Raw genomic sequence first — 15059 nt, 5'->3', positions numbered from 1 at the left:
CTGGGTTCCCGCTTTCGCGGGGATGAGCGGAAGAGAGGACCAAAGGCCCAGACCCGATGCCCCAGACCCTGGCCGCGATCACCCTGCTGGTCCGCGACTATGACGAGGCCAGGCGTTTCTATGTCGAGGCGCTGGGTTTCGATCTGGTCGAGGACACGCCGCTGAGCGAGACCAAGCGCCGGCTGCGGGTGGCGCCGCCGGGATCGGCGACCTGCCTGCTGCTGGCCAAGGCGGCGGACGCGGCCCAGGCCGCCGCCGTCGGCGTCCAAGCCGGCGGGCGGGTGTTCCTGTTCCTGGAGACCGACGACTTCGACCGCGACCACGCCCGCTATCTCGCGGCCGGCGTGATCTTCCGCGAACCCCCGCGCCAAGAATCCTATGGCAAGGTGGCGGTGTTCGAGGATCTGTACGGCAATCCCTGGGACCTCATCGAACGCCGTCGAGAAGGATGACGACCACCATGCGCATCGGCACCCCCCTGTCGCCCACGGCGACCAAGGTCATGCTTCTGGGCTCCGGCGAGCTGGGCAAGGAGGTGGCGATCGAGCTTCAGCGCCTGGGCGTCGAGGTGATCGCCGTCGACCGCTACGCCGACGCGCCGGCCATGCAGGTCGCCCACCGCAGCCACGTCGTGGCCATGACCGACCCGGCCGCCCTGCGCGCGGTGATCGAACAAGAGCGCCCGCATCTGGTGGTGCCCGAGATCGAGGCCATCGCCACCGACGAGCTGGCCCGCATCGAGGCCGAGGGCCTGGCCGTGGTCATCCCCACGGCGCGGGCCACCCAGCTGACCATGAACCGCGAGGGCATCCGCCGGCTGGCGGCCGAGGATCTGGGCCTGCCGACCAGCCCCTACGCCTTCGCCTCCACCGCCGAGGAGCTGGCCCAGGGCGCGGCCGAGGTCGCCGGCTATCCCTGCTTCGTCAAGCCGGTGATGTCGTCGTCCGGCAAGGGCCAGAGCTATGTCGAGAGCCCGGCCGGGATCGAGGCCGCCTGGGCCTACGCCCTGGCCGCCGGACGGGTCGAACAGGCCCGCGTCATCGTCGAGGGCCGCATCGACTTCGATTTCGAGATCACCCTGCTGACCGTGCGCGCCCGCGGCGCCGGCGGCGAGATCGAGACCCATTTCTGCGCCCCGATCGGCCACCGCCAGGTCAGGGGCGACTATGTCGAGAGCTGGCAGCCCCAGGCGATGAGCCCGGCCGCGATCGCCAAGGCCCAGGACATCGCCCGCAAGGTGACGGCCGTCCTCGGCGGCCCAGATACGGGCTTGGGCCTGTTCGGGGTCGAGCTGTTCGTCAAGGGCGACGAGGTGTGGTTCTCCGAGGTCAGCCCCCGGCCGCACGACACCGGCCTGGTCACCCTGGTCAGCCAGCACCTGAGCGAGTTCGCCCTGCACGCCCGCGCCATCCTCGGCCTGCCGGTCGACGTCGCCCAGCGCGAGCCGGGCGCCAGCGCGGTGATCTATGGCGGCATGGAGGCCAAGGCCATCGCCTTCGAGGGCGTCGAAGAGGCCCTGGCCGTCCCCGGCTCGGACCTGCGCCTGTTCGGCAAGCCGGAAAGCTTCGAGCGCCGGCGCATGGGCGTGGCCCTGGCCCGCGGCGGCGACGTCGACCAGGCCCGCGAGCGGGCGCGCGAGGCGGCGGGACGGGTCAGGCCGGTCGCCGGCTGAGCCGTGGACGGCCCCTCGCGAATGATGACAACGTTGTCGCGAAGAATCCGTAACGCCACTTGACCGGGCCAGGGGTTGACTTCCGCCCCCCCGCCCGCAAAACGCCCCCGAACCCTCTTGGGCGAAATCAGATGACGCGGGTCTGCGGACCGGCGTCGGGGAAGACTACAAGGAGAGACCCATGGCCCTTCGCGTCGCCATCAACGGATTCGGTCGGATCGGCCGCCTGGTGCTGCGCTCGATCGCCGAGCACGCGCGGCGCGATATCGAGGTCGTGGCCATCAACGACCTGGGCCCGGTCGAGACCAACGCCCACCTGCTGCGCTACGACTCGGTGCACGGCCGCTTCCCGGGCGTCGTCACCTCGGGCGAGGACTGGCTGGACGTCGGCCTCGGCAAGATCAAGGTCACCGCCGAGCGCGACCCGGCCAACCTGCCGCACAAGGCCCTGGGCGTCGACATCGCCCTGGAATGCACCGGCATCTTCACCTCCAAGGACAAGGCCTCGGCCCACCTGACCGCCGGCGCCAAGCGCGTGCTGGTCTCGGCCCCGGCCGACGGCGCCGACAAGACCATCGTCTTCAAGGTCAACCACGAGACCCTGACCAAGGATGACATCGTCGTCTCCAACGGCTCGTGCACCACCAACGCCCTGGCCCCGGTCGCCAAGGTGCTGAACGACCTGTTCGGCATCGAGCGCGGCTACATGACCACCATCCACGCCTATACCGGCGACCAACCGACCCTCGACACCCTGCACAAGGACCTCTACCGCGGCCGCGCGGCGGCCCTGTCGATGATCCCGACCTCGACCGGCGCGGCCAAGGCGCTGGGCCTGGTGCTGCCGGAGTTGAAGGGCAAGCTGGACGGCTCGTCGATCCGCGTTCCGACCCCGAACGTCTCGGTCGTCGACCTCAAGGTCGTCGCCGCGCGCGAAGTGACGGTGGCGGAAATCAACGCCGCCCTGCAGGCGGCCGCCGACGGCCCGATGAAGGGCGTCTTGTTCACCACCACCGACCCGGTGGTCTCCAGCGACCTGAACCACATCGCCGCCAGCTCGACCGCCGCCCTGCCGCAGACCCAGGTCGTCGACGGCAAGCTGGCCCGCGTGCTGAGCTGGTATGACAACGAGTGGGGCTTCGCCACCCGCATGAGCGACACCGCGCTCGAAATGGCCAAGTTCCTCTAAGACCCGCCTGCCCCCCTTCTCCCTCGATGGGAGAAGGGCCGGGGATGAGGGTGAGCGCAGGGCGGGTCGGGAATGGGCGCGAGAGGCGCCGAGGTCCAGCCTGCCTCGTACGAGCGCTGCGCGCTCACCCCCATCCCAACCCTTCCCCCATCGAGGGGGAAGGGCTTTTGAGAAGAGCCCCTCCGATGACCTTCCGCAATCTCGAAACCGCCGATCTCGCCGGCAAGCGCGCCCTGGTCCGCGTCGACTTCAACGTGCCGATGGACGGCGGCCGCGTGACCGACGACACCCGCCTGCGCGCGGCGCTGCCGACCATCCGCTTCCTCGGCGCCAAGGGCGCCAAGGTGGTGCTGCTGGCCCACTTCGACCGGCCCAAGGGCAAGCGCGTGTCGGAAATGAGCCTGAAGCCGGTGGTCGCGCCGCTGGCGGCGCTGCTGGAGCAGCCGGTCGCCTTCGCCGACGATTGCGTGGGCCCCGACGCCCAGGCCGTGGTCGACGGGCTGGAGCCGGGCGGCGTCGCCCTGCTGGAGAACCTGCGCTTCCACGCCGGCGAGGAAAAGAACGACCCGGCCTTCGCCGCCGAGCTGGCCAAGCTGGGCGACCTCTATGTCGACGACGCCTTCTCGGCCGCCCACCGCGCCCACGCCTCGACCGAAGGCGTGGCCCGGCTGCTGCCGGCCTATCCGGGCCTGGCCATGCGGCGCGAGCTGGAGATGCTGGACGCGGCCCTCGGCCAGCCGGTCAAGCCGGTGCTGGGCGTCGTCGGCGGCTCCAAGGTCTCGACCAAGCTCGACCTGCTCAAGAATCTGGTCGGCAAGCTCGACGCCCTGGCCATCGGCGGCGGCATGGCCAACACCTTCCTCTACGCCCAGGGCCACGGCGTCGGCGCCTCGCTGTGCGAGACCGACCTCGCCGACACCGCCCGCGAGATCATGGCCCTGGCCGAAAAGAGCGGCTGCGAACTGCTGCTGCCGGTCGACCTCGTCGTCGCCGACGACCTCAAGCCCGGCGTCGCCACCCAGGTGCGCGGCCTGGACGCGGTCGGCGCGGGCGAGAAGATCTTCGACGCCGGTCCCAGGTCGGTCGAGCGCCTGCTGCAGGTCATGGACCAGTCCAAGACCCTGATCTGGAACGGCCCGCTGGGCGTGTTCGAGGTTCCGCCGTTCGACGCCGCCACCATGGCCGCCGCCCGGCATGCGGCGTCCCTGGCCAAATCGGGTAAGCTGGTGGCGGTGGCCGGCGGCGGTGATACGGTTGCGGCCCTGAACGCGGCCCGGGCGACGGACGAATTCACCTTCGTCTCGACGGCCGGCGGCGCGTTCCTCGAATGGATGGAGGGCAAGACCCTTCCCGGCGTCGCGGCGCTGGCGATCTGACAATCAAATATCGGCCGCACGGCGAAAACGCCGGCGGCCCACTCCGAGGAATACTACCGATGGCGCGGATCACGCTCCGACAACTACTCGACCATGCCGCCGAGCACGGCTACGGCCTGCCGGCGTTCAACATCAACAACATGGAGCAGGGCCTGGCGATCATGGAGGCGGCCGAGGCCGTCGACGCGCCGGTCATCATCCAGGCCAGCCGCGGCGCGCGCAACTACGCCAACGACATCGTGCTGGCCCGCCTGATCGACGCCCTGGTCGAGCTTTATCCGAACATCCCGGTGTGCATGCACCAGGACCACGGCAACGGCCCGGCCACCTGCGCCACGGCGATCCAGTACGGCTTCACCTCGGTGATGATGGACGGCTCGCTGAAGGAAGACGCCAAGACCCCGGCCGACTACGACTACAACGTCGCCGTCACCCGCAAGGTGGTCGAGATGGCCCACAGCTGCGGCGTCTCGGTCGAGGGCGAGCTGGGCGTGCTCGGCAGCCTGGAGACCGGCATGGGCGAGGCCGAGGACGGCCACGGCTTCGAGGGCAAGCTCGACCACTCGCAGCTGCTGACCGATCCGGCCCAGGCGGTCGATTTCGTCAAGGCGACGGAAGTCGACGCCCTGGCCATCGCCATGGGCACCAGCCACGGCGCCTACAAGTTCTCGCGCAAGCCGGACGGCGCGGTGCTGGCCATGAACGTGATCGAGGAGATCCACCGCCGCCTGCCCAACACCCACCTGGTGATGCACGGCTCGTCGTCGGTGCCGCAGGACCTGCAGGACGTCATCAACCAGTACGGCGGCGAGATGCCCCAGACCTGGGGCGTGCCGGTCGAAGAGATCCAGCGCGGCATCAAGCACGGCGTGCGCAAGATCAACATCGACACCGACAACCGCATGGCCATGACCGGCGCCATCCGCAAGGTGCTGGCCGAGAAGCCGGGCGAGTTCGACCCGCGCGCCTATCTGAAGCCGGCCAAGGAAGCCATGCGCAAGGTCTGCCAGCAGCGCTTCCAGGAGTTCGGGGCCGAAGGCTTCGCCTCCAGGATCAAGCCGCTGTCGACCGCGGCCATGGCCAAGCGCTACGCCAAGGGCGAGCTGTCGCCCAAGTTCGGCGCGGCGGCGAAGGCGGCGGCGGAGTGATCCGCCGCGACCCGGCCTGAATGCGAAAGGGCTCCCCGGCGGGGAGCCCTTTTTTCTGGTCCGGAGCGACGCGCCGGAAGGGCGGCCTCACCAGGTTCCGTAGATCGGCGTGAAACGGGCGCGGACCATGCTGAGATCGCGCTCGGCCGCGTCGCGGGCGTAGCTGGCGTCGCGCCAGTCGTCGTCGACCCGGCGGCGGTCGTCGCGCAGCCGGCGCAGGTGTTCGCGGATCGAGCGCCGCTGTTCGTCGGTGGTCTTGGGATCGTCCATCCGCGCCTCCTCGTCGCGGATGTCGCGATCGAGGCGGCGGCGGCGGCTGTCGGCCGAGCTGCGGTCGCTCTCGGCGTGGTCGAGGCGGGCCTGGGCGTCGTGCACCAGCCCGCCGTCGGCGAACCCGGCCAAGAAGCCGCGCTCCAGGGGCGGCGGGCAGACGCCCTTGTAGCTGTCGCCGTTGCGGCCGGCCAGGAAGCCCCGCGCCGGCGTGCAATAGAGCGGCAGGCCGCGTTCGCGGGAGGCGTAATAGACGCGCGCGTCCGGCGCCACGCCGTACTGGGCGCAGGCCTTGCCGTGGTCGTTGATGCGGCTGGCCGGATAGCCGTCGACGCCGTCGGCGTAGCCGATGGCGGACCAGTCGCCCTGCAGGCATTGACCCTTGTCGAGGGTCTCGCACCCGGTCAGGGCCAGACCCGCCGCCACGACCGCCATCCACCTCGAACCCATGCCGCCCTCCAAGCCGGCCGGGGCGCGCATCCACGGCGCCCGCAAGCTATGCGAGCATATGACGAGGTCTTGATGAACCGTGGCTGAACCCGGCCGATGCGCCGGCCTACTCGCCTTCCAGCTCGCCCAGCGCGCTTTGCAGATAGTTCTGCTCGCCCAGCGACTTCACCAGCGACAGCTGGGTCTCCAGGAAGTCGATATGCTCCTCGGTGTCCTCGAGGATCTCCGTCAGCAGTTCGCGGCTGACATAGTCCTGGGCCTCCTCGCACTGCTTGATCCCGGGAACCAGCATGGCGCGGCCGGCGGTCTCGACCGAAAGGTCGGCGGCCAGGCATTCGGGCACGTGCTCGCCGATCGACAGCTTGTGCAGGTCCTGCAGGTTGGGCAGGCCGTCCAGGAACAGGATGCGCTTGATGAGCTTGTCGGCGTGCTTCATCTCGCCGATCGATTCGTCATAGGTGATCTTGCCCAGACGCTTGAAGCCCCAGTTCTCGTACATGCGGGCATGCAGGAAATACTGATTCACCGCGGTCAGCTCATTGGTGAGCACAGCGTTGAGCAGCTTGATGATCGCCTTGTCGCCTTGCATGTCGAAGCTCTCCCGCGGGTCGAATTTCGCGGAAACTCCCCCAAGGCGAAGACTTATTCAACCTCTATGTTTGCAAGTCATTCTGCGTCTCGGGCGCGACCTGTTCAACGACCCTATTCGGCGGCCCTATTCGGCGGCGTAGCGGAGGGCCTCGCGGGTCTCGGCGATCATGTCGCGCATGTCGCACACGCACTTGGCGCATTGGGGCGCGGCGCCGCAGCGACGGAACACCTCGGCCGGCCGCGTCGCGCCCTGGTCGATGGCGGCGCGGACTTCGCGCTCACGGATGCCGTTGCAGTTGCAGACGTACAAGGAACCGATCCCCGATGGAGGAATTCTCCTGACGACAGGGGTATAGCAGATGCGAACGCCGTTGCAACTCATTTGCAGGATGGGCGGGGGCGCATCGTGCGCTTGCCAGGAATTCAGTGACGTTGTAATTTTCAGAAAATTCTGAAATTACGGGAATGCCTATGCAGCTGCCGCCCCTGATCCAGACCTTCGTCCTGCATTTCGGCGAGATGGGCGGGCGCTGGGGCGTCAACCGCACCGTCGGCCAGATCTACGCCCTGCTGTTCCTGTCCGACCGGCCGCTGAACGCCGAACAGATCACCGAGGCGCTGGGGATCAGCCGCTCGAACGTCAGCATGGGCATGAAGGAGCTGGAAGGCTGGCGGCTGGTGCGCAAGCGCCACCTGCCCGGCGACCGGCGCGAGTATTTCGAGGCCCCCGACGACATCTGGCAGATCGTCCGCACCCTGGCCGAGGAACGGCGCAAGCGCGAGGTCGACCCCACCCTGTCGATGCTGCGCGACGTGCTGATGGAGCAGCCCTCCGGGCCGGAGGAGCGCCACGCCCAGGACAAGATGCGCCAGATGCACGACCTGATCGAGCTGCTGACCGGCTGGGCCGGCGACGTGCAGAAGCTCGACAACGCCAGCCTCATGGGCCTGCTCAAGCTCGGCGCCGGCGTCTCCAAGCTGCTCGAGATCAAGGGCAAGCTCACCGTGATCGGCGGCGGCAAGCGCCGGAACCAAGCGACGGACGAAGGGGAGATCTGACGCAATGGACCTTGAAGCCCTGCTGCTGGCGCGATTGCAGTTCGCCTTCACGATCGGCTGGCACATCATCTTTCCCAGCTTCACCATCGGCCTGGCCAGCTTCCTGGCCGTGCTGGAGGGAGCCTGGCTGGTCACCAAGCGCGACGTCTTCAAGACGCTGTACCTGTTCTGGGTGAAGATCTTCGCCCTGTCGTTCGGCATGGGCGTCGTCTCCGGCGTGGTGATGAGCTACCAGTTCGGCGCCAACTGGAGCGTGTTCGCCACCCAGACCGGCCCGGTGCTGGGGCCGCTGCTCGGCTTCGAGGTGCTGACCGCCTTCTTCCTGGAGGCGAGCTTCCTGGGGGTGATGCTGTTCGGCTGGAAGAAGGTCGGCCCCGGCCTGCACTTCGCCGCCACCGCCCTGGTGGCGGGCGGCACCCTGGTCTCGGCCTTCTGGATCCTGTCGGCCAACAGCTGGATGCAGTTTCCGACCGGCTTCGGCCACGACGCTTCCGGACGGATGGTCGCCCTGGACTGGCTGCAGGTGATCTTCTCGCCGACCTTCCCCAGCCGTTTCGCCCACATGGTGCTGGCCGCCTACCTGACCACTTCGCTGGTGGTGGGCGCGGCCTCGGCCTGGGCGCTGCTCAAGCGGCCTGACCAGCCGGAATCGCGGCTGGCCCTGCGCATGGCCATCGGCATGTTCGCCGTCGTCGCGCCGCTGCAGCTGGTCGTCGGCGACATCTCCGGCGACGTCGCCGCCCGCTACCAGCCCTCCAAGCTGGCGGCCATCGAGGCGTTCTGGGAGACCAAGGCCGGCCAGGCCTTCCACATCGTCGCCTGGCCCGACCGCCAGGCCGAGACCAACCGCTGGGAGGTCTCCATCCCCAAGCTGGGCAGCCTGATCGTCGCCAAGGACGCCAACGCCGAGGTCAAGGGCCTGAAGGCCTTCGCCAAGGAGGACCGCCCGCCGGTCGGCCTGGTGTTCTGGGCGTTCCGCGTCATGGTCGGCCTCGGCCTGCTGATGATCGCCCTGGGCTTCTGGGGCGCATGGCTGTGGTGGCGGGGCGGCGGACCGGAGCGGTCGCGGACCTATCTGCGCTTCGCCGTCGCCATGGGTCCGGCCGGCTTCGTCGCGGTGATCGCCGGCTGGATGGTCGCCGAGATCGGCCGCCAGCCGTGGGTGGTGTTCGGCGTCATGCGCACGGCGAGCGCCGCCTCGCCGGTGCACGCCGGGACCGTCTCGGCTTCCCTGCTGATGTTCCTGGCGGTGTACGCCATCGTGTTCTCGGTCGGCGCGCTCTACATCCTGCGCCTGATCGCCCAGGGCCCCGCCGCCGTCGCGGCCGAGCCCGCCCTCGCCGGCCCGCGCGCGCCGGGCTCGGCCCTGGCCGCCGCCCCTGACGCCGACGCCGGCCTCGTCTCGCGGGAGAGCGACCGATGAGCCTCGACCTTCCCCTGATCTGGGCCGGGCTGATCGCCACGGCCGTGCTGCTCTACGTGCTGCTCGACGGCTTCGACCTCGGCGTCGGCATCCTGTTCCCGCTGGCCCGCAGCCCGGCCGACCGCGACGTGATGATGAACTCCATCGCCCCGGTCTGGGACGGCAACGAGACCTGGCTGGTGCTGGGCGGCGGCGGCCTGTTCGCCGCCTTCCCCCTGGCCTACGCCGTGATCATGCCGGCCCTCTACCTGCCGGTCTACATGATGCTGGGGGCCCTGATCCTGCGCGGCGTGGCCTTCGAGTTCCGCCTGCACGGCCGCCGGCGCGGCAAGGCGTTCTGGACCGGCGCCTTCGCCTTCGGCTCGCTGGCGGCGACCTTCTCGCAGGGCCTGATCCTCGGCGGCTTCATCCAGGGCGTGAAGGTCGAGAACAACGCCTTCGCCGGCGGCGCCTTCGACTGGCTGACCCCCTACACCCTGCTGGTCGCCTGCGGCCTGGTCGCCGGCTACGCCCTGCTCGGCGCGACGTGGCTGGTGCTCAAGAGCCAGGACGAGCTGCACGGCGACGCCCGCCGCTGGGCCTGGATCGCCGCCTTCCTGACCGCCGTGCTGCTGGGCCTGGTCAGCATCGCCACCCTGGTCTCGCACCCGCAGGTGGCCGAGCGCTGGGGCGTCGCCGCCGGGGCGGTCGACTGGGGCTATTTCGCCCCGCGCGCCGTCATCCCGCTGCTCGGCGCGGCCGGGCTGGGGGTCATCGCCTACGGCCTGGCCAAGCGGTCGCACCCGCTGCCCTTCGTCGGCGCAGCCCTGGTGTTCCTGTCCGGCTATTTCGGGCTGGCCGTCGGCTTCGCCCCCTTCGTGGTGCCCTACGCCCTGACCTTCCGCGACGCGGCCTCGGCCGACAATGCCCTGGGCCTGATGCTGGCGGGGGTGGCGATCCTGCTGCCGGTGATCCTCGGCTACACCGTCTGGGTCTACTGGCTGTTCCGCGGCAAGGTGACGCCCGATGCCGGCTATCATTGAACCCCAGGGCCCGCCGGAGCCGGGCGCGCCGGCGCCCGCCCTTTGGCGGCGGCTGGCCTGGTTCGTCGGGCTGGCGGTCGCCGCCGCCGCCGCGACCGCCCTGGTCGCCTACGGCATGAAGGCCCTGCTGCCGCCGCCATGAGGGCGAACCCAGCGAGCATCGGCCATTGACGGGGCGCGGGCGGGGTCGTAGCGGCGGGGGCATGGACGCCCTCTGCCGCCTCTACCTGATCACCCCGCCCCGTCTCGACGACCTGGCCGGCTTCGGCCTCGCCCTGGCCGCGGCGCTGGACGCCGGCGACGTCGCCGCCGTGCAGATCCGCCTCAAGGACGCCGGCGACGACGTGGTCGCGGCGGCGGTCGACGCCCTGGCGCCCGTCGCCCACGCCCGCGGCGCGGCGGTGATCCTCAACGACCGTCCCGACCTCGCCGCCCGGCTCGGCTGCGACGGCGTGCACGTCGGCCAGTCGGACGTCCCCCTGGCCCAGGCGCGCAAGATCGTCGGGCCCGACCGCATGATCGGCGTCACCTGCCATGACAGCCGCCACCTGGCCATGGAGGCCGCCGAGGGCGGGGCCGACTACGTCGCCTTCGGCGCCTTCTTCCCGACCGCCACCAAGGACGCGCCGATCCGCGCCGAGGCGGAGGTCCTGGCCATCTGGCAGGAGACCATGGAGATTCCCTGCGTCGCCATCGGCGGGATCACGCCCCAGAACTGCCGGCCGCTGGTCGCCGCCGGGGCCGACTTCCTGGCGGTGTCGGCCGGGGTCTGGGCCCACGCGGACGGCCCGGCCGCCGCCGTCGCCGCCTTCAACGCCGAGATCGCCAGGGGCCTGGCCGAGCGGGCCTGACCGCGCCGGCCCGGGGCGGCCCCAGGGCGGCCCCAGGGCGGCCAGGCGGCGCGAACTTGCCTTATGGCCCCCGCGCCATTAGGTTCCGCCGCCAATTTCCGACCGCCCGCCAACGCCTTCGGCGGGTCGCGTAGCGAAAGAGAAGCCCCCGTGTCCACGCCCTCCGCCCTCCTGAAAGTCATGATCGACGCGTGCCGCAAGGCCGCCAAGGGCCTGACCCGCGACTTCGGCGAGCTGAGCGAGCTGCAGGTCTCGCGCAAGGGGCCGGCCGACTTCGTCTCGGCCGCCGACCTCAAGGCCGAGAAGATCCTGTTCGAGGAACTGGCCAAGGCCCGCCCCGGCTACGGCTTCCTGGGCGAGGAGCGCGGCATGGTCGAGGGCACCGACAAGACCCACACCTGGATCGCCGACCCGCTCGACGGCACCACCAACTTCCTGCACGCCATCCCGCACTTCGCGGTGACCGTCGCCCTGGAGCGCGACGGCGTCATCGTCGCCGGCGTCACCTACAACCCGATCACCAACGAGGCGTTCTGGGCCGAGAAGGGCAAGGGCTGCTTCGTCAACGACAAGCGCCTGCGCGTCGCCGGCCGCAAGCACATGGACGACGCCGTGCTGGCCACCGGCATCCCCTTCCTGGGCAAGCCCGGCCACGCCCAGTTCCTGAAGGAACTGCACCAGATCAGCCAGCGCGTCGCCGGGGTGCGCCGCTTCGGCTCGGCCGCCCTCGACCTGGCCTATGTCGCCGCCGGCCGCTTCGACGGCTTCTGGGAGCGCGACCTCAAGCCCTGGGACGTGGCGGCCGGCGTGCTGTTCGTCGCCGAGGCGGGCGGCAAGGTCAGCGACCTCGACGATCCCGAGCGCGACCCGGTCAAGACCGGGGCGATCTGCGCCGCCAACCTCGACCTGCATCCGCAGATCGTCGAGCGCCTGAAGGCGGCCTCGGCCTGAGGCCAGGCGCGCGGCGGCCCCGCGCCGCCTTGACGAAACCGACACACAGGCCGGCTATGTCAGGTCCATGGACCTGACCCGCCGCTCCGCCGCCGCCCTCGCCCTGTCCGCCGCGCTCGTCCCGCAAGCCGGGCGCGCCGCGCCGCCGCGCAAGCGGCCGGTGGTCATCGCCCATCGCGGCGCCAGCGGCGAGCGGCCGGAGGAAAGCCTGGCCGCCTACAAGCTGGCCATCGAGGAAGGCGCGGATTTCATCGAGCCCGACCTCGTCCCCACCAAGGACGGCGTGCTGGTCGCCCGCCACGAGAACGAGATCGGCGGCACCACCGACGTCGCCGCCCGCCCCGAGTTCGCCGCCCGCAAGACCACCAAGCTCATCGACGGCGAGAAGATCACCGGCTGGTTCACCGAAGACTTCACCCTGGCCGAGCTGAAGACCGTCCGCACCCGCGAGCGCCTGCCGCAGCTGCGCCCGGAAAGCGCCAGCCACAACGGCGAGGGGCCGATCCTGACCTATCAGGAGATCGTCGACCTGGCCAAGGCCGAGAGCCGGCGCACCGGCCGCGTCATCGGCACCTATCCGGAGATGAAGCACCCGACCTACTTCGCCTCCATCGGCCTGCCGCTGGAGCATCGGCTGGCCGACCTCCTCAAGAAGAACGACCTGAGCTCGGCCTCGGCGCCGGTGTTCGTGCAATGCTTCGAGGTCGCGGCGCTGAAGACCTTCCGCACCCTGTCCAAAGCGCGGCTGGTGCAGCTGGTGTCCAACGAGGGCGCGCCGGCCGACTTCGTCGCCCGCGGCGACAAGACCGCCTACGCCGACATGGTCACCCCCGCCGGACTGAAGGCCGTCGCCGCCTATGCCGACGGCCTGGGGCCGGACAAGGTCATGGTCGTGCCGCAGGACAAGGAGCGCCTGCTGCCGGCCACCAGCCTGGTGCGCGACGCCCACGCCGCCGGCCTGGTGGTGCACCCCTGGACGGTGCGGGCCGAGAACTTCTTCCTGCCCGAGAGCCTGCGCCGGGGCGACAAGACCGCGCCGGACTATCTGCGCCAACACGGCGACGTCGCCGCCCTGTTCGCCGCCCTCTACGCGGCCGGGGTCGACGGCCTGTTCAGCGACTTCACCGCCCTGGCGGTCAAGGCCCGCGCGGCCTGAGCCTTCAGAAGCCGAAGCTCAGCTTGGCGCCCAGGAAACGGCCCTCGGGGTCGCTGCCGTGGGCGGACGCCGCGCCGTCGTCGCCGGCATAGGGCTGGCGACCGCACAGGAACCCCACCGACCCGGTGGCCGAGGACCGCTCGAACCGCCGGTCGAGGCTGGTGCTGACCACGCCCGCCGCGCGCAAGGCGTCGGCCTGGCGCAGGCGATCGGCCTGGTCCTGGGGCATGGGCGAGTAGGCCGGGACGCCCGCCGGCTTCGACGGCCCGATCGCCGACGCCGTTGCCAGGGCCCGCTGAAGCGGCGTCTGGAGATCGCCCGGCGGGGCCGAGGCCTGCGCCCAGGCCGGGCCGGAACCCGTGGCCGTCGCGACGCCGAGCGCCAGGACGACCATGAAGACGCGATGTTTGGGGCGGGCGCGGACCATGGCGGCCATCCACAGCTTGCGAGGAGCCCATTGCATCACGCCCGCGCCGTCTGCGCCAGGGCTTGCGACGCTTGCCTGGCGCCGGGCGGCGCGGAATAGTCCGCGCCTGTCCCTTCGCCCTCCAGGACCTCGCATGCTCGTCCGCCTCCTTAGCCTCGCCGCCGCCGCGCTGATCGTCGCCACGCCCGCCCTGGCCGCCAAGCAAGGCCGGCTCGACGGGATCGCCCGCGACTATGTGCGCCTGACCCTGGAGATCGGCGAGCGCGATCCCGGCTATGTCGACGCCTATTACGGCCCCGCCGACTGGGCCGCCCAGGCCAAGGCCCATCCGCGCGACCTGGCGGCGCTGAAGGCCGAGACCCTGCGCCTGGAGGCGGCGGTCAAGGCGGTCGCCCCGGCCAAGTCGTCGCCGATCGAGCGCCGGCGGCGGACCTTCCTCGCCGCCCAGCTCAAGGCCGCTGAGACCCGGCTCGATATGTTGTCGGGGACCAGGTTCAGCTTCGAGGACGAGGCTAAAGGCCTGTTCGCCGCGCGCCCGACCCTCAAGCCGCTCGGCGCCTATGATCCGGTCCTGAAGAAGATCGACGCCCTGGTCCCCGGCGAGGGGCCGTTGTGGTCGCGGGTCGAGGCCTTCCACGACCGCTTCGTCATTCCGACCGACAAGCTGGACGCGGTGATGCGCGCGGCCATCGCCGAGTGCCGCCGCCGCACGGTCGCCCACGTCGCCCTGCCGGCGAACGAGACCTTCACCCTGGAGTTCGTCAAGAACCAGCCCTGGTCTGGCTACAACTGGTACAAGGGGAACGCGACCAGCCTGATCCAGGTCAACACCGACTTCCCCATCCGCATCAGCCGCGCCGTCGACCTCGGCTGCCACGAGGGCTATCCCGGCCACCACGTGCTGAACATGCTGCTCGAGGAGAAGCTGGCCAAGGGCCGCGGCTGGATCGAGTTCACCGTCTATCCGCTGTTCTCGCCGCAGTCGCTGATCGCCGAGGGCTCGGCCAATTTCGGCATCGACCTGGCCTTCCCCGGCGACGAGCGCCGCGCCTTCGAGGCCGGGACGCTGTATCCCCTGGCCGGGCTCGATCCCGCCCAGGCCGGGCGCTACCTGGAGCTGGTCCGCGCGGTCCAGGCCCTGTCCGGCGCCCGCTTCACCATCGCCGCCGACTATCTGGCCGGCCGCATCGACAAGGCCAGGGCGCTGGACCTGCTGCAGACCTACCAGCTGTTGTCGCGCCCGCGCGCCGAGCAGTCGTTGAGCTTCATCGACAAGTACCGCAGCTACGTCATCAACTACGGCCTGGGCCAGGACATGGTGCGCGACCATGTCGACGCCGCCGGCCCCGACCCGGCGGCGCGCTGGAAGGCGATGGCGGCGGTGATCTCCGAGCCGACCGTGCCGGCGGACCTGACGGGCGGACGGTGAACGGGCGAGCCCTGCCTGTCCTCCCCCGCGCGCGGGGGAGGACTT

General features: G+C 70.5%; 17 protein-coding genes. 13 read left to right on the top strand and 4 right to left on the bottom strand.

The window, feature by feature from the left end; genetic code table 11:
* Positions 1–56 precede the first annotated feature (56 nt).
* From C5708_RS07775 to fba, 5 genes are all read left to right on the top strand, one after another.
* A complete protein-coding gene (locus C5708_RS07775) occupies positions 57–452 on the top strand; it encodes a VOC family protein (RefSeq protein WP_242919584.1) in 396 nt (131 codons plus the stop codon).
* A gap of 8 nt (positions 453–460) precedes the next feature.
* Entirely contained in the window at positions 461–1672 is a 1212-nt protein-coding gene (gene purT / locus C5708_RS07770) for a formate-dependent phosphoribosylglycinamide formyltransferase (RefSeq protein WP_242919582.1), read from the top strand.
* Positions 1673–1853: 181 nt separating this feature from the next.
* Positions 1854–2861, top strand: a complete 1008-nt coding sequence (gene gap, locus C5708_RS07765; RefSeq protein ID WP_242919580.1) for a type I glyceraldehyde-3-phosphate dehydrogenase — start codon at positions 1854–1856, stop codon at positions 2859–2861.
* 185 nt (positions 2862–3046) lie between these two features.
* Positions 3047–4237, top strand: a complete 1191-nt coding sequence (locus tag C5708_RS07760; RefSeq protein ID WP_242919578.1) for a phosphoglycerate kinase — start codon at positions 3047–3049, stop codon at positions 4235–4237.
* A gap of 59 nt (positions 4238–4296) precedes the next feature.
* Positions 4297–5385: a class II fructose-bisphosphate aldolase gene (gene fba, locus C5708_RS07755; RefSeq protein ID WP_242919576.1), complete on the top strand. Its 1089-nt coding sequence runs from the start codon at positions 4297–4299 to the stop codon at positions 5383–5385.
* Positions 5386–5472: 87 nt separating this feature from the next.
* Here the strand turns inward: fba and C5708_RS07750 are convergent, their stop codons facing one another.
* From C5708_RS07750 to C5708_RS07740, 3 genes are all read right to left on the bottom strand, one after another.
* Positions 5473–6105 carry a DUF2799 domain-containing protein gene (locus C5708_RS07750; RefSeq protein WP_242919574.1) on the bottom strand — a complete coding sequence of 211 codons (633 nt, stop codon included), beginning with the start codon at positions 6103–6105 and terminating at the stop codon, positions 5473–5475.
* A 106-nt stretch (positions 6106–6211) separates the two neighbouring features.
* Positions 6212–6694: a bacterioferritin gene (gene bfr / locus C5708_RS07745; RefSeq protein WP_242919572.1), complete on the bottom strand. Its 483-nt coding sequence runs from the start codon at positions 6692–6694 to the stop codon at positions 6212–6214.
* A gap of 126 nt (positions 6695–6820) precedes the next feature.
* Positions 6821–7006 (bottom strand): (2Fe-2S)-binding protein, encoded by a 186-nt coding sequence (locus C5708_RS07740; RefSeq protein WP_242919570.1) that lies wholly within the window; start codon positions 7004–7006, stop codon positions 6821–6823.
* Positions 7007–7167: 161 nt separating this feature from the next.
* Here C5708_RS07740 and C5708_RS07735 point away from each other — a divergent pair, with 161 nt between their 5' ends.
* The 7 genes from C5708_RS07735 (at position 7168) to C5708_RS07705 (ending at position 13158) form a co-directional block, all read left to right on the top strand.
* Positions 7168–7755, top strand: coding sequence for a GbsR/MarR family transcriptional regulator (locus C5708_RS07735; protein WP_242919568.1), 588 nt, complete (start codon positions 7168–7170; stop codon positions 7753–7755).
* Positions 7756–7759: 4 nt separating this feature from the next.
* Positions 7760–9178 carry a cytochrome ubiquinol oxidase subunit I gene (locus C5708_RS07730; protein WP_242919566.1) on the top strand — a complete coding sequence of 473 codons (1419 nt, stop codon included), beginning with the start codon at positions 7760–7762 and terminating at the stop codon, positions 9176–9178.
* Entirely contained in the window at positions 9175–10200 is a 1026-nt protein-coding gene (cydB, locus tag C5708_RS07725) for a cytochrome d ubiquinol oxidase subunit II (protein ID WP_242919564.1), read from the top strand. The genes C5708_RS07730 and cydB overlap by 4 nt, the downstream gene beginning before the upstream one ends.
* Positions 10184–10342 carry a hypothetical protein gene (locus C5708_RS07720; RefSeq protein WP_242919562.1) on the top strand — a complete coding sequence of 53 codons (159 nt, stop codon included), beginning with the start codon at positions 10184–10186 and terminating at the stop codon, positions 10340–10342. The genes cydB and C5708_RS07720 overlap by 17 nt, the downstream gene beginning before the upstream one ends.
* A 61-nt stretch (positions 10343–10403) precedes the next feature.
* Positions 10404–11051, top strand: coding sequence for a thiamine phosphate synthase (gene thiE / locus C5708_RS07715; protein WP_242919560.1), 648 nt, complete (start codon positions 10404–10406; stop codon positions 11049–11051).
* Between the two features lie 150 nt (positions 11052–11201).
* Positions 11202–12002, top strand: a complete 801-nt coding sequence (locus tag C5708_RS07710) for an inositol monophosphatase family protein (RefSeq protein ID WP_242919558.1) — start codon at positions 11202–11204, stop codon at positions 12000–12002.
* Between the two features lie 67 nt (positions 12003–12069).
* Positions 12070–13158, top strand: coding sequence for a glycerophosphodiester phosphodiesterase (locus C5708_RS07705; protein WP_242919556.1), 1089 nt, complete (start codon positions 12070–12072; stop codon positions 13156–13158).
* Positions 13159–13162: 4 nt separating this feature from the next.
* Here the strand turns inward: C5708_RS07705 and C5708_RS07700 are convergent, their stop codons facing one another.
* Complete coding sequence (locus C5708_RS07700) at positions 13163–13621, bottom strand: hypothetical protein (RefSeq protein WP_242919554.1); 459 nt, start codon at positions 13619–13621, stop codon at positions 13163–13165.
* Positions 13622–13718: 97 nt separating this feature from the next.
* Between C5708_RS07700 and C5708_RS07695 the strand changes: the two genes are divergently transcribed.
* Entirely contained in the window at positions 13719–15014 is a 1296-nt protein-coding gene (locus tag C5708_RS07695) for a hypothetical protein (protein WP_242919552.1), read from the top strand.
* Positions 15015–15059 lie beyond the last annotated feature (45 nt).

The sequence above is a fragment of the Caulobacter sp. CCUG 60055 genome (genome assembly GCF_022750545.1).
In the GTDB taxonomy this organism is placed as follows: domain Bacteria; phylum Pseudomonadota; class Alphaproteobacteria; order Caulobacterales; family Caulobacteraceae; genus PUIC01.
The sequence above is the reverse complement of the archived record's forward strand: the minus strand, read 5'-3'. Positions and strand labels throughout refer to the sequence as shown.

Excerpts from the sequence above, each read along its gene's own strand:
- C5708_RS07720 (WP_242919562.1), top strand. The coding sequence starts at position 10,184 with ATGCCGGCTATCATTGAACCCCAGGGCCCGCCGGAGCCGGGCGCGCCG.
- purT (WP_242919582.1), top strand. The coding sequence starts at position 461 with ATGCGCATCGGCACCCCCCTGTCGCCCACGGCGACCAAGGTCATGCTT.
- fba (WP_242919576.1), top strand. The coding sequence starts at position 4,297 with ATGGCGCGGATCACGCTCCGACAACTACTCGACCATGCCGCCGAGCAC.
- C5708_RS07735 (WP_242919568.1), top strand. The coding sequence starts at position 7,168 with ATGCAGCTGCCGCCCCTGATCCAGACCTTCGTCCTGCATTTCGGCGAG.
- gap (WP_242919580.1), top strand. The coding sequence starts at position 1,854 with ATGGCCCTTCGCGTCGCCATCAACGGATTCGGTCGGATCGGCCGCCTG.
- thiE (WP_242919560.1), top strand. The coding sequence starts at position 10,404 with ATGGACGCCCTCTGCCGCCTCTACCTGATCACCCCGCCCCGTCTCGAC.
- C5708_RS07750 (WP_242919574.1), bottom strand. The coding sequence starts at position 6,105 with ATGGGTTCGAGGTGGATGGCGGTCGTGGCGGCGGGTCTGGCCCTGACC.
- C5708_RS07695 (WP_242919552.1), top strand. The coding sequence starts at position 13,719 with ATGCTCGTCCGCCTCCTTAGCCTCGCCGCCGCCGCGCTGATCGTCGCC.
- C5708_RS07760 (WP_242919578.1), top strand. The coding sequence starts at position 3,047 with ATGACCTTCCGCAATCTCGAAACCGCCGATCTCGCCGGCAAGCGCGCC.
- cydB (WP_242919564.1), top strand. The coding sequence starts at position 9,175 with ATGAGCCTCGACCTTCCCCTGATCTGGGCCGGGCTGATCGCCACGGCC.
- bfr (WP_242919572.1), bottom strand. The coding sequence starts at position 6,694 with ATGCAAGGCGACAAGGCGATCATCAAGCTGCTCAACGCTGTGCTCACC.
- C5708_RS07775 (WP_242919584.1), top strand. The coding sequence starts at position 57 with ATGCCCCAGACCCTGGCCGCGATCACCCTGCTGGTCCGCGACTATGAC.
- C5708_RS07730 (WP_242919566.1), top strand. The coding sequence starts at position 7,760 with ATGGACCTTGAAGCCCTGCTGCTGGCGCGATTGCAGTTCGCCTTCACG.
- C5708_RS07705 (WP_242919556.1), top strand. The coding sequence starts at position 12,070 with ATGGACCTGACCCGCCGCTCCGCCGCCGCCCTCGCCCTGTCCGCCGCG.
- C5708_RS07700 (WP_242919554.1), bottom strand. The coding sequence starts at position 13,621 with ATGCAATGGGCTCCTCGCAAGCTGTGGATGGCCGCCATGGTCCGCGCC.